The following is a 13,088-nucleotide window of genomic DNA, read 5'->3' as shown; positions in this document are numbered from 1 at the left end:
GCAAATCCTGATCTTCAGATGTGAGGGAACGGCGCAGGGATCAGGCGCTGACCTTCTCCCGGGCGCCCGCACCTTCCCGCTTCTCACGCTCACGAGCCAATGCGGCCGCGTCCCGCTTGAACGCCCACTCCATCTTGGGCTCCATCGCGAACCGGAACACCCGCTGCACCGGTGAAGTGCACAGCAGCGTCACACCGACAGCCGCGACGACGGAGACGAAGATCTCGCCCAGCGGCCGGTGCAGCCAGCCGTGGTCGAACCACCCCTGGTAGTCGCCGGCCTTCACGAAGAACCCGTGCAGCAGATAGCCGTACAGCGTCCCGGCACCGAGCGCCGTGAACCACATGTGCCGCCGCGGCACCCACGCGAAGAAGCAGGCCGTCAGCAGCAGCGAGCAGCCGAACATCGCCAGCACCATGACCGGCCCGGCCCACCACGGCGCACCGAGTTCCTGCGCGGCGTCACGGTGGTAGAACCACGCGGTGTTCATCCGCGGCACGGCCCACCACCCGAAGCCCAGCGCGACCGCGAACACCGGCACGGCCAGGATCCGCACCGTGCGCGTACGCACCATGTGGAAGTGCTCGGGCTTCATGACCAGGCCCAGCACGAAGTACGGCAGGAACTGCAGCACCCGCTGGAGATCGAGGTCGTCACCGATCTCCGGGGTGACGGTCGCCGCCATGGCGAGTCCGAGCGCGAGCGGCAGCGGCCAGCGCACCATCTTCCAGATGGGGGTGGTCATCCGCCAGATGAACAGCGCGCACAGGAACCAGGTCAGGTACCACGGGTCCAGGAGGCTGATCTCCTGGCTCGGGTCCTCGGCGATCCAGCGCTTGAAGAGCGGGTAGGCCGTCTCGAAGACGATGTACGGCACCGCGACGCCGGTGATCAGGCGCTTCAGCCGGCTGGGGGTCGCGTCGAAACTGCGCGAGAAGAAGCCGGAGATGATGATGAACGCCGGCATGTGGAAGGTGTACACGACGGTGTACACGGCCTCCAGGATCCGGCTGTCACCCTTGATCGGCTCCCAGCTGTGTCCTATGGCGACGAGGACGATCGCCAGGTACTTGGCGTTGTCGAAGAACGCGTCGCGCTGCTTGGCACCGCCGGACGCGGATCTGTTGTCCGCCTGAGCCTGCTGGTTGGGCTGGTTCTGCGGCGAGCGTGGACTGGGCACTCCGTCCGCCGACGACTCTGCCGGGGGGAGTGGCGCTCTGTTGTGGCCGTGCGGTCGCAGCGAGTTGTTCACAGACCCTCCCGCCGGAAGCCGGGGGAGTCGATCGAGGCCCTCGCTGCGCATGCGGGGGACGAGGCAGCATGGAACATCTGAGGCACCCTAGCGTTGCCTGTGGGATTTCGTAAAACCCGCGAGGTCATTCCCGGTTATTGCGCGCGACCTCGCGTGTACAGCGAACATGCACCGGTAGGACACCTGTTGGTCACCCGTCTTGTCCGGATTCATCCGGACTAAGGGGTGCATATGGCCAGGAGATGACCCCGATGGAATGATCAACTCACCCGTAATTCGAAATACCCGCGAACACGTTGTGTGTCGATGGAAACGAATCCGCCGAATTCCCTTCGCGGGTGCCCGTTCGAAATCCTGTACGGGTGTGACGGGAGAGGTCGTCGCGCCCGCTGGGCCCACACAGATCCGGCACAGGTGTGGCGAACGAAACGTCACGTGCCGCATAGCGGGGCCCGGTTGGTGGCACGATGGTTCTGGCGGGGGTGCGCGGGGTCGCGTCCCCGGGCCGGGAGAGCGGACCGACCGAGGGTGTGATCTGTTGTGGCCATTTCGCTGTCAGTGGTGTTGCTGTTGGCGATCATCTTGGTGGTGTTGATCCGTGGGGGATCCCTGAAGGCCGGTCCCGCCGTCGTCGCCGTGCTGTTCGGCTTCTTCCTCGCCTCGACCGGCATGGCGGACGACATCCAGAGATTCCTCAACTCGATAGCCGAGACCATCAACTCCATCCAGTTCTAGGGTCCGTTCCGGGGTCCGTGGGGCGACCCGGAACGGTACGGATACCCTCGTTCGAGATCGTCGAACGGTCCGGAACGGGGGAACGTACGGATGGCGCTGCGCGAGACGGACCCGGCCGAGGTGGGCGGCTACCGGATCGAGGACCGCCTCGGCTCCGGTGGCATGGGCGTGGTCTACCTCGCCCGCTCGGCCTCCGGCCGCCGCCTGGCCCTCAAGGTCGTGCACGCGCAGTACGCCGACGACGACGAGTTCCGCACCCGGTTCCGTCGCGAGGTGGCCGCCGCCCGCCAGGTCAGCGGCGCCTTCACCGCCCCCGTCGTGGACGCGGACGCCGCCGCGCCGCGCCCCTGGATGGCCACGCTCTACATCCCCGGCGAGGACCTCGGCACCCATGTCCGGCGCCACGGCCCCCTGCCCCTGCCGCAGTTGCGCGAACTCGCCGCCGGCCTCGCCGAGGCCCTGCGGGACATCCACCGCGCCGGCATGGTCCACCGTGATCTGAAACCGGCCAATGTGATGCTCGCCGACGACGGCCCCCGCGTCATCGACTTCGGCATCTCCCGCGCCGCCGAGTTCGCGCCCTCCGACGTCCTCACCCAGACCGGCCGCGTCATGGGCACTCCGCCCTACATGTCCCCGGAGCAGTTCTCCTCCCCGCAGGACGTGGGCCCGGCCGCCGACGTCTTCTCCCTCGGCTCGGTCCTCGCGTACGCCGCCACCGGACGCGGCCCGTTCGACAGCCCGAGCCCGTACGAAACGGCCATCCGGGTCGTCGAAGGCACCGCCGAACTCGACGGCACCCCGTCCGAGTTGCTCCCCTTCATCCGGCTCTGCCTGGAAAAGAACCCCAAGTCCCGCGCCACGCCGGACGCCCTGCTGACCCTGCTGCGCGACGGCGCCCTCCCCGACCCGAGCCCCGCGGACGAACCCCCGACCGCCGTGGACCCCGGCCGCCCCCGCCCCCGCCGCCGACGCCTCTGGCTGGCCTCCGCGGCCGGCGCCGTGGTCCTCGCGGCCCTCGCCACCACCACGGTCGCCCTCACCGGCGACGACAGCGACCCGGGCGAGCTGCCCCTCGGCTGGCAGGCCTGGCACAACAAGTCGAAGGACCCGAGCGTCGACAAGGACTCGGCCGGCGCCGACGCCCCCTTCACCCGCTGCGCGGCCACCGGCCGCTCCCTCGTCTGCGCCGGCGACGACGTCATGGCCACCCGCTTCGCCCTCGCCGACGGCCGCAACACCTGGGCCCGGCCGATCGACGGGACCGCCGACGACAACGGCAGCAGCGACTTGGGCACGATCATCGCCGCGCGCAGCGGCCGCGTGTACGTCTACGGCGCCGACGACGGCGTCGTCATCGGGGACGCGTTCCCCACCAGCCACTACACCGTCCAGGCGCTCGACGCCGAGACCGGCAAGGTGATCTGGAAGACGGCCACGGGCGACGGCGACGAGGCCACGGAACCCAACGCCGAGCAGGGCTTCTCCACCGCCGTACCGGAGGGCATCATCACCGCCTACGGCTCGAAGGGTCAGTACTACGCCCTGCTCGACGCCACCGACGGCAAGGTCCGCTGGAAGCGTCCGATGCCCAGCCCCGCCACCCAGACGTGCCTGCTGCGCAGCGCCGCCCGGAACGCGTACCTGGTGTGCCAGACGTGGGGCGAGGAGGACAGCGCCTCCAGCACGAGCGTCGCGCAGCTCGACCGGGCCACCGGCCGGCCCCGCTGGACCGTGCGCGTCAAGGGAGAGAAGGACGTCATCGGACAGGCCGACGGACGCTTGGTGGTGCTCGACACGACCGGCGTACGCCGCACGCTCACCCTGATCCATGCCACCTCGCACGTCATGACGACCGTACGGCTGTCACAGCCCCAGCCCGAGGGCACCACCCCCACCCTCCTGGGCGACCGGCTCTACGTCACGTCGCCCAGCGGCAGCGTCCGCGCGGTCGCCCCGGACAGCGGACGCCAGCTCTGGGAGAGCAACTCCACCGTGGAGTCGCCGGGCGTCCCCCTCGCCACCGCGTCCCACCTCTACCTGGCGTCCCCGAGCGGCCGCCTGGCGGCCCTGAACCTGAGCACCGGCGCCGTGGAGGCCACCCTCCAGGGACGCGACGACGGCGGCACCCCCGACTTCGCCGCCGTAGTAGCTCCCCCGACCCTCGCCGGCGACGCGCTCTACGTCCCGTACGGCATCCGCTCCGTCTACACGGTGGACATCCGCACCCTGCGCGGCGACTGACCGGACTCCGGAAACGATCAGGGCCAGGTCGGGGATGAACCCTCTGACCTGGCCCTGAGCCGTACAGAGCGGGCGACGGGAATCGAACCCGCGTAGCTAGTTTGGAAGACTAGGGCTCTACCATTGAGCTACGCCCGCACAGGACGCGCCGCAGGTCAGGTGACCGCGGCACAGAAGGCATCGTAGCGGGTCGGTGCCCCTCACCGCACACCCCGTAAATGCGGCGGCCGCGCCGTCCGCGGGCATGTACCCTACGTGTCGCACCAGCACGGGGTGTGGCGCAGCTTGGTAGCGCGTCCGCTTTGGGAGCGGAAGGCCGTGGGTTCAAATCCCGCCACCCCGACCACCGACCGGTCCGCACCGGTCATCCGCACGGTCACCTCGCTTGATCGCCTTTGGGGCGTTGAGCGGCTGCGGTTACTATGCAAGCTGCGCGCCCGTGTGTCTCATCCACAGGAACCTCTGGAAGTCCTCCGGGCGACGAAATCCGCCGGACCAGTCTGGCCCCGGCAGAAACCAAGAAGTCAGCCCCCAAGGAGACCGAACCGTGAAGAGCGCCGTGGAGACCCTGAACCCGACTCGGGTTCGGCTCAGCATCGAGGTGCCCTTCGAGGAGCTCAAGGACAGCCTCGACGCGGCGTACAAGAAGATCAACCAGCAGGTCACGGTGAAGGGCTTCCGCAAGGGCAAGATCCCGGCCCGCGTCATCGACCAGCGGTTCGGCCGTGGCGCCGTGCTGGAGGAGGCCGTCAACGACGCGCTGCCGAAGTTCTACACCGAGGCGGTCAACGAGGCGGAGATCGACGTCCTGGGCCAGCCCGAGGTCGACATCACCGAGCTGAAGGACGGCGAGACGCTGAACTTCACCGCCGAGGTCGACGTCCGCCCGACCATCGAGATCCCGGACTACTCCGGCATCGAGGTCGAGGTCGACGCCGTCGAGGTCACCGAGGAGGACATCGAGAAGTCGGTCGAGCAGCTCCGCGAGCGCTTCGCGTCCACCTCCCCGGTCGAGCGTGCCGCCGAGGACGGCGACGTCGTCACGATCGACCTGCAGGCCAAGGTCGACGGCGAGGTCCTGGAGGACGGCGTCGCCGAGGGCGTCTCCTACACCATCGGCTCCGGTGAGCTGCTGGACGGCATCGACGACGCCGTGAAGGGCCTGGAGGCCGGTGGCGAGGCCACCTTCACCTCCGAGCTCAAGGGCGGCTCGGCGGCCGGGAAGGCGGCCGAGGTCACCGTCAAGGTCACCCAGGTCGCCGCGCGCGAACTGCCCGAGCTGGACGACGACTTCGCGCAGCTCGCCTCCGAGTTCGACACCCTCGACGAGCTCAAGGCCGACAGCCGCAAGCGCCTCGAGAACATGAAGCAGTACGACCAGGCCACGCAGGCCCAGGAGCGCGTCCTGGAGAAGCTGCTGGAGCTCGTCGAGGTGCCCGTCCCCGAGAAGCTGCTCGAGGACGAGATCAACACCCGCAAGCACAACCTGGAGCACCACCAGCTCGGCCAGATGGGTCTCGACCTCGAGAAGTACCTCGAGATCCAGGGCAAGACGGTCGAGGAGTTCGACGCCGAGACCAAGGAAGCCGCGGTCAAGGGCATCAAGACGCAGTTCGTCCTCGACGAGCTCGTCAAGCAGGAGAAGCTGAACGTCAACCAGGAGGAGCTCACCGAGCACCTCATGCGCCGCGCCGCCTCCTCCGGCATGTCCCCCGACCAGTTCGCCCAGGCCGTCGTCGAGGGCGGCCAGGTTCCGCTCCTGGTCGGCGAGGTCGCCCGCGGCAAGGCCCTGGCCGTCGTGGTCGAGAAGGCCACGGTCAAGGACACCAACGGCGAGGTCATCGACCTGGACGACGAGGACGACGTCGAGCAGGCCACGGAGACCGTCGAGGCCGCCGAGGGCACCGCCGACGACGCCGCCGAGGAGAAGTCCGAGGGCTGAGCCCACGGCGACGCGTAGCTCGTAGGAAGGGCCCTGGGGAGGTGAAATCCCCAGGGCCCTTCTTCCGTACGCCCGTACTCACAGGCCCCGGGGCGCTACGCCCCCGGCGAACACCCGCTGAACCGGGATTGCAGCACAGGGCCACCGCGTTAGGGTCCATGAGTATGAGGGCAGGGGAGCCCCCGTTGCCCGCAGAAGACGTAAGACGGCCCGGCGCCGTCGTAAGACGAGCAGGTGGATACGTGACGAATCTGATGCCCTCCGCCGCCGGCGAGCCCTCCATCGGCGGTGGCCTCGGCGACCAGGTCTACAACCGGCTGCTCAACGAGCGGATCATCTTCCTCGGCCAGCCGGTCGACGACGACATCGCGAACAAGATCACCGCACAGTTGCTGCTCCTTGCCGCGGCCGACCCCGACAAGGACATCAACCTCTACATCAACAGCCCCGGCGGCTCGATCACGGCCGGCATGGCGATCTACGACACCATGCAGTTCATCAAGAACGACGTGATGACCATCGCCATGGGTCTCGCCGCCTCGATGGGCCAGTTCCTGCTCAGCGCGGGCACCCCCGGCAAGCGCTTCGCGCTGCCGAACGCCGAGATCCTGATCCACCAGCCCTCCGCCGGCCTCGCCGGCTCGGCCTCGGACATCAAGATCCACGCCGAGCGCCTGCTGCACACCAAGAAGCGTATGGCCGAGCTCACGGCCCAGCACACCGGCCAGACCGTCGAGCAGGTCACCCGGGACTCGGACCGCGACCGCTGGTTCGACCCCGAGGAGGCCAAGGAGTACGGCCTCATCGACGACGTCATCACCACGGCTGCCGGTATCCCGGGCGGCGGCGGCACCGGGGCCTGAGACCCCAGGACAGCCCCCAGCCGACCGCCTAAGCCCCTAGGAGACAGACAGTGAACGACTTTCCCGGCAGCGGCCTGTACGACCGCACGCGCGCCGAGTACACGGGTCCGGCCGCCGAGTCCCGGTACGTGATCCCCCGCTTCGTCGAGCGCACCTCGCAGGGCATCCGCGAGTACGACCCGTACGCGAAGCTCTTCGAAGAGCGCGTGATCTTCCTCGGCGTGCAGATCGACGACGCCTCCGCCAATGACGTCATGGCGCAGCTGCTGTGCCTGGAGTCGATGGACCCCGACCGGGACATCTCGGTCTACATCAACAGCCCCGGCGGCTCCTTCACCGCGCTCACGGCCATCTACGACACGATGCAGTTCGTGAAGCCCGACATCCAGACGGTCTGCATGGGCCAGGCTGCCTCCGCCGCCGCCGTCCTGCTGGCCGCCGGTTCGCCGGGCAAGCGCATGGCGCTGCCCAACGCGCGTGTGCTGATCCACCAGCCGTACAGCGAGACGGGCCGCGGCCAGGTCTCCGACCTGGAGATCGCCGCCAACGAAATCCTCCGGATGCGCTCGCAGCTGGAGGAGATGCTGGCCAAGCACTCCACCACGCCGATCGAGAAGATCCGCGAGGACATCGAGCGCGACAAGATCCTCACGGCCGAGGACGCGCTGTCGTACGGGCTGATCGACCAGATCATCTCCACGCGGAAGATGAACAACGCCGACGTTCGCTGACGCGGACCCGGTAGTGTCTGCTGCCCCTTGGCACGGTTTGGGACGGTGCACGTCAAAGTGAACCGCGCCAAGGGGGGCCCGAACGGGGGGCCAGGCAAGGTACCGTCGACATAAGGCAGCACCAGGAGCCGCTGGATTCGAAAACGTCCAGGCGTCTCCCAGGCGAAGGGGAAGCACACCGTGGCACGCATCGGTGACGGCGGCGATCTGCTCAAGTGCTCGTTCTGCGGCAAGAGCCAGAAGCAGGTCAAGAAGCTCATCGCAGGCCCTGGTGTGTACATCTGCGACGAGTGCATCGATCTCTGCAACGAGATCATCGAGGAAGAGCTCGCGGAGACCAGTGAGGTCCGCTGGGAGGAACTCCCCAAGCCGCGCGAGATCTACGAGTTCCTCGAGGGGTACGTGGTCGGCCAGGAAGCGGCCAAGAAGGCGCTCTCCGTCGCCGTCTACAACCACTACAAGCGCGTCCAGGCCGGCGAGAACGGCGGTGCCCAAGGCCGCGACGACGCCATCGAGTTGGCGAAGTCCAACATCCTGCTGCTGGGCCCCACGGGCTCCGGCAAGACACTGCTGGCGCAGACCCTGGCCCGTATGCTCAACGTCCCGTTCGCCATCGCCGACGCGACGGCGCTGACGGAGGCCGGGTATGTCGGCGAGGACGTCGAGAACATCCTGCTGAAGCTGATCCAGGCGGCCGACTACGACGTCAAGAAGGCCGAGACCGGGATCATCTACATCGACGAGATCGACAAGGTCGCGCGGAAGAGTGAAAATCCGTCGATCACGCGAGACGTCAGCGGTGAGGGCGTCCAGCAGGCCCTGCTGAAGATCCTTGAGGGCACCACCGCCTCGGTTCCCCCGCAGGGCGGCCGTAAGCACCCCCACCAGGAATTCATCCAGATCGACACGACGAACGTCCTGTTCATCGTGGGCGGCGCGTTCGCCGGTCTTGAGAAGATCATCGAGTCCCGGGCCGGCGCCAAGGGCATCGGCTTCGGCGCGACCATCCGCTCCAAGCGCGAGCTGGAGGCCAAGGACCAGTTCGAGGACGTCATGCCCGAGGACCTGGTCAAGTTCGGCATGATCCCCGAGTTCATCGGCCGGCTCCCCGTCATCACCTCGGTCCACAACCTCGACCGCGAGGCCCTCCTCCAGATCCTCGTCGAGCCCCGCAACGCGCTGGTGAAGCAGTACCAGCGCCTCTTCGAACTCGACGGCGTGGAGCTGGACTTCGAGCGCGAGGCCCTGGAGGCCATCGCCGACCAGGCCATCCTCCGCCAGACCGGCGCCCGCGGCCTGCGCGCCATCATGGAGGAAGTCCTCCAGGGCGTGATGTACGAGATCCCGTCCCGCAAGGACGTGGCCCGCGTCGTCATCACGGCGGACGTCGTCCACTCGAACGTGAACCCGACGCTGATCCCGCGTGACGCGCGGGGGCGCGGGTCGGGAGAGCAGAAGACGGCGTAGCCGCAGCACAGACGTACAGAAGGGGCCCCGGTCGACCGACCGGGGCCCCTTCTGCGTGGGGGCTACTGGGCGTCAGGCCTTGACGCGGACCTCCGCGCGGACCTTCGTGGTGATGTCGATCGCCACGTCCTTGGAGACGCTCGCCGTCGCGTCACTCGGGGACACCAGAGCGATGGTGCTGTAGTCGGCCCAGGCGCAGAACCAGTTGGTCGTCTCCTGCTTGGTCATCAGGTTCTGGCCCTTGAGCGACTGGCACTTCATGACCGCGCCGTCGAGGTCGGCCGACTCGGGCTCGCCGACCAGTTCGGTCTTGCCGGCGCTGCTGGAGGAGGAGTCCTCCTCGGCAGACTTCTTGAAGCTCGTGAACAGCGCGTCCAGGGCCTTCTCGGGGTCGGCGATCTCGCCGTAGGCGCCCATGAAGTAGATGCTCTTGGCTTTCGCCAGTTTGCCCAGATCGGGCATGGAGCTGTTCGGGTCGTTGGGGTCGTAACCCGAAAGGTCCGCGGTCGAATAGAGACTGCTGACGTCGGTGCCGTTCTTGACGCCGCTCTTCTCCAGCTCCGACGCCGACTCGCTGCCGGACGACTGACCGTCGTCGGTCGTCCGCGTGTACTCGCTGAGCAGCTTCTGCGGAGTCGCCAGCTTGTGCGCGCCGTCGTCCTCAAGGCTGCCGCCCGCGCCGCCACGGCTGCCGCCGAGTGCGAAGTACGCTCCGACGGCGATCGCGGCCACGACCGCCACCGCGCCGATGATCAGGCCGGTCTTCTTGCCGCCGCCACCCGGGGCCGGCGGCTGCGGCACGCCGTAGGGGGCCTGGCCGTAGGGCGGCTGCTGCTGGCCGTACGGGCCCGGCTGCTGGGGCGGGACGCCGGGGGGCTGCTGAGGGTAGCCGTAGCCGGGCTGGGGCTGGGGCGGCGGAGCCTGCTGGGGGTAGCCGTAGCCGGGCTGGGGCGCCTGCGGCTGCTGGCCGTACGGACCCGGCTGGCCGTACGGACCGGGCTGCTGGGGCTGCCCGCCGTACGGGCCCGGCTGGTTGTAGCTCATTTCTGGGTTCCCCTCCAGATGCTTATGCGTTCACGACATCCTGGCGCAAACCCCGTGGACGCACGGCATCGGGGTGCCCACCGTTACAGAACAAACGCGTTTCGGGACACGCCCGGGACACCCCTAAACTGAGCGGGTGACCGAGAACGCTCAGCAGCAGCCACCAGCGCCCGACACCGAACTGCCGACCCAGTACGCGCCGGCCGATGTAGAGGGGCCGCTGTACGAGCGCTGGGTAGAGCGCGGTTACTTCGAGGCGGACGAGAAGAGCGACAAGCCGCCGTACACGATCGTGATCCCGCCGCCGAACGTCACGGGCTCGCTCCACCTCGGGCACGCCTTCGAGCACACCCTCATCGACGCCCTGACGCGCCGTAAGCGCATGCAGGGTTACGAGACGCTGTGGCAGCCCGGCATGGACCACGCCGGTATCGCCACGCAGAACGTCGTCGAGCGCGAGCTCGGCAAGGAGGGCAAGTCCCGGCACGACCTGGGCCGTGAGGCGTTCGTCGAGCGCGTCTGGCAGTGGAAGGGCGAGTCCGGCGGGCAGATCAGCGGACAGATGCGGCGCCTCGGTGACGGCGTCGCGTGGTCGCGCGAGCGCTTCACCATGGACGAGGGCCTGTCCCAGGCCGTCCAGACCATCTTCAAACGCCTCTACGACGACGAGCTCATCTACCGCGCCGAGCGCATCATCAACTGGTGCCCGCGCTGTCTGACGGCCATCTCGGACATCGAGGTCGAGTACCAGGACGACGACGGCGAGCTCGTCTCCATCCGGTACGGCGAGGGCGACGACGCCATCGTCGTGGCGACGACCCGTGCCGAGACGATGCTCGGCGACACCGCGGTCGCCGTCCACCCCGAGGACGAGCGCTACCGCCATCTCGTCGGCCGTGAGATCGAGCTGCCGCTCACCGGCCGCCGTATCCCCGTCGTCGCCGACGAGCACGTCGACCCCGAGTTCGGCACGGGTGCCGTCAAGGTCACCCCGGCCCACGACCCGAACGACTTCGAGATCGGCCAGCGTCACGGCCTGCCGTCCCTCGCCGTGATGGACGAGCACGCGGTCATCACCGCCCACGGGCCCTTCCAGGGCCTGGACCGCCTCGAAGCCCGCTCGGCCATCGTCGCCGCACTGCGTGCCGAGGGCCGGATCGTCGCGGAGAAGCGGCCGTACGTCCACTCGGTCGGCCACTGCTCGCGCTGCAAGACCACCATCGAGCCGCGCCTGTCCATGCAGTGGTGGGTCAAGGTCGGCCCGCTCGCCAAGGCCGCCGGTGACGCGGTCCGCGACGGCCGGGTCAAGATCCACCCGCAGGAGATGGAGAAGCGGTACTTCGACTGGGTCGACAACCTCCACGACTGGTGTATTTCGCGTCAGTTGTGGTGGGGTCACCGGATTCCGGTCTGGTACGGCCCCGAGGGTGAGGTCGTCTGTGTCGGTCCGGACGAGGAGCCGCCGAGCGGTGAGGGCTGGCGTCAGGACACCGACGTCCTCGACACCTGGTTCTCCTCCGGCCTGTGGCCCTTCTCGACCCTCGGCTGGCCCGAACAGACCGAGTCGCTCGCGAAGTTCTATCCGAACTCCGTCCTGGTCACCGGCTACGACATCCTCTTCTTCTGGGTCGCCCGGATGATGATGTTCGGCCTGTACGCGATGGACGGCACCCCGCCGTTCCACACCATCGCCCTGCACGGCATGGTCCGCGACCAGTTCGGCAAGAAGATGTCGAAGTCCTTCGGCAACGCGGTCAACCCGCTGGACTGGATGGACAAGTACGGCAGCGACGCCCTCCGGTTCACGCTCGCCCGTGGCGCCAACCCGGGCGTCGACGTCCCGATCGGCGAGGACTGGGTCCAGGGCTCCCGCAACTTCGCCAACAAGATCTGGAACGCGACCCGCTTCGCGCTGATGAACGGCGCGACGGTGGACGGCCCGCTCCCGGAGCCGTCGGCGATGTCCTCGACCGACCGCTGGATCCTCTCCCGCCTCAACTCCGTCGTCGCCGAAGTCGACGCGTTCTACGAGGACTACCAGTTCGCCAAGCTGTCCGACGCCCTCTTCCACTTCGCGTGGGACGAGGTCTTCGACTGGTACGTCGAGCTGTCCAAGACGACGTTCCAGGCGGGCGGCGCGCCGGCCGAGGTCAGCAAGCGCGTCCTCGGCGAGGTCCTCGACGTCACGCTGAAGCTGCTGCACCCGGTGGTCCCGTTCGTCACGGAGACCCTGTGGACCACCCTCACCGGCGGCGAGTCGGTCGTGATCGCCGAGTGGCCGGCCGACAGCGGCTTCCGTGACCAGGGCGCCGAGCAGGAGATCGAGTCGCTCCAGTCGGTCATCACCGAGGTCCGCCGCTTCCGCGCCGACCAGGGCCTCCAGCCGGGCCAGCGCGTGCCGGCCCGCCTCACCCTGGACGGCACGGCCCTCGCCCCGCACGAGCCGGCCATCCGCCAGCTGCTGCGCCTGCAGCCGGAGGGCGAGAACTTCGCGGCCACGGCCACCCTCCCGGTCGCCGGTGCCACGGTCGCCCTCGACCTCTCCGGCACGATCGACGTCGCGGCGGAGCGCAAGCGCCTCGCGAAGGACCTGGCCGCCGCCGAGAAGGAAAAGGCCCAGGCCACGGCCAAGCTCGGCAACGAGGCGTTCCTGGCGAAGGCCCCGGACAACGTCGTGGAGAAGATCCGCGGCCGCCTGGCGAAGGCGGACGACGACATCGCCCGCATCGCCGCCCAGCTGGACCGCCTGCCGGAGGCGTGAGTCGTTTTACGCGACTGAAGGCCCCCTGTGCGATGTAGCACAGGGGGCC

General features: G+C 68.5%; 9 protein-coding genes and 2 tRNA genes. 8 read left to right on the top strand and 3 right to left on the bottom strand.

Features of this window, described 5'->3' with window-relative positions; translation table 11 throughout:
• Nucleotides 1–40: 40 nt before the first annotated feature.
• Nucleotides 41–1,180 (bottom strand): acyltransferase family protein, encoded by a 1,140-nt coding sequence (locus tag AQJ67_RS21250; protein WP_425264171.1) that lies wholly within the window; start codon nt 1,178–1,180, stop codon nt 41–43.
• A 612-nt stretch (nt 1,181–1,792) separates the two neighbouring features.
• On the opposite strand from AQJ67_RS21250, the gene AQJ67_RS21245 reads away from it, so the two are divergent.
• Nucleotides 1,793–1,987 carry a hypothetical protein gene (locus AQJ67_RS21245; RefSeq protein WP_030044846.1) on the top strand — a complete coding sequence of 65 codons (195 nt, stop codon included), beginning with the start codon at nt 1,793–1,795 and terminating at the stop codon, nt 1,985–1,987.
• 90 nt (nt 1,988–2,077) lie between these two features.
• The gene (locus tag AQJ67_RS21240; RefSeq protein WP_062720625.1) at nt 2,078–4,231 is read left to right on the top strand and encodes a protein kinase domain-containing protein; all 2,154 of its coding nucleotides are present in this window, start codon (nt 2,078–2,080) and stop codon (nt 4,229–4,231) included.
• Between the two features lie 67 nt (nt 4,232–4,298).
• Here the strand turns inward: AQJ67_RS21240 and AQJ67_RS21235 are convergent.
• Nucleotides 4,299–4,369 (bottom strand) — tRNA-Gly (locus AQJ67_RS21235).
• A gap of 131 nt (nt 4,370–4,500) precedes the next feature.
• On the opposite strand from AQJ67_RS21235, the gene AQJ67_RS21230 reads away from it, so the two are divergent.
• From AQJ67_RS21230 to clpX, 5 genes are all read left to right on the top strand, one after another.
• A tRNA-Pro gene (locus tag AQJ67_RS21230) sits at nt 4,501–4,577 on the top strand.
• A gap of 201 nt (nt 4,578–4,778) precedes the next feature.
• Complete coding sequence (gene tig / locus AQJ67_RS21225; RefSeq protein WP_062720624.1) at nt 4,779–6,173, top strand: trigger factor; 1,395 nt, start codon at nt 4,779–4,781, stop codon at nt 6,171–6,173.
• Between the two features lie 254 nt (nt 6,174–6,427).
• A complete protein-coding gene (locus tag AQJ67_RS21220) occupies nt 6,428–7,036 on the top strand; it encodes an ATP-dependent Clp protease proteolytic subunit (RefSeq protein ID WP_030052245.1) in 609 nt (202 codons plus the stop codon).
• A 50-nt stretch (nt 7,037–7,086) separates the two neighbouring features.
• A complete protein-coding gene (locus AQJ67_RS21215; protein ID WP_062720623.1) occupies nt 7,087–7,767 on the top strand; it encodes an ATP-dependent Clp protease proteolytic subunit in 681 nt (226 codons plus the stop codon).
• A 180-nt stretch (nt 7,768–7,947) separates the two neighbouring features.
• Nucleotides 7,948–9,234, top strand: coding sequence for an ATP-dependent Clp protease ATP-binding subunit ClpX (gene clpX / locus AQJ67_RS21210; RefSeq protein ID WP_062720622.1), 1,287 nt, complete (start codon nt 7,948–7,950; stop codon nt 9,232–9,234).
• Nucleotides 9,235–9,306: 72 nt separating this feature from the next.
• On the opposite strand, the gene AQJ67_RS21205 is transcribed toward clpX, so the two are convergent.
• Nucleotides 9,307–10,278 (bottom strand): hypothetical protein, encoded by a 972-nt coding sequence (locus tag AQJ67_RS21205; RefSeq protein WP_062720621.1) that lies wholly within the window; start codon nt 10,276–10,278, stop codon nt 9,307–9,309.
• A 136-nt stretch (nt 10,279–10,414) separates the two neighbouring features.
• On the opposite strand from AQJ67_RS21205, the gene AQJ67_RS21200 reads away from it, so the two are divergent.
• Entirely contained in the window at nt 10,415–13,039 is a 2,625-nt protein-coding gene (locus AQJ67_RS21200) for a valine--tRNA ligase (RefSeq protein ID WP_062720620.1), read from the top strand.
• The last annotated feature ends 49 nt before the right edge of the window (nt 13,040–13,088 follow it).

Source organism: Streptomyces caeruleatus (genome assembly GCF_001514235.1).
In the GTDB taxonomy this organism is placed as follows: domain Bacteria; phylum Actinomycetota; class Actinomycetes; order Streptomycetales; family Streptomycetaceae; genus Streptomyces; species Streptomyces caeruleatus.
The sequence above is the reverse complement of the archived record's forward strand: the minus strand, read 5'-3'. Positions and strand labels throughout refer to the sequence as shown.

Coding starts and splice junctions, on each gene's coding strand:
- AQJ67_RS21220 (WP_030052245.1), top strand. CDS start 6,428: ATGCCCTCCGCCGCCGGCGAGCCCTCCATCGGCGGTGGCCTCGGCGAC.
- AQJ67_RS21205 (WP_062720621.1), bottom strand. CDS start 10,278: ATGAGCTACAACCAGCCGGGCCCGTACGGCGGGCAGCCCCAGCAGCCC.
- AQJ67_RS21240 (WP_062720625.1), top strand. CDS start 2,078: ATGGCGCTGCGCGAGACGGACCCGGCCGAGGTGGGCGGCTACCGGATC.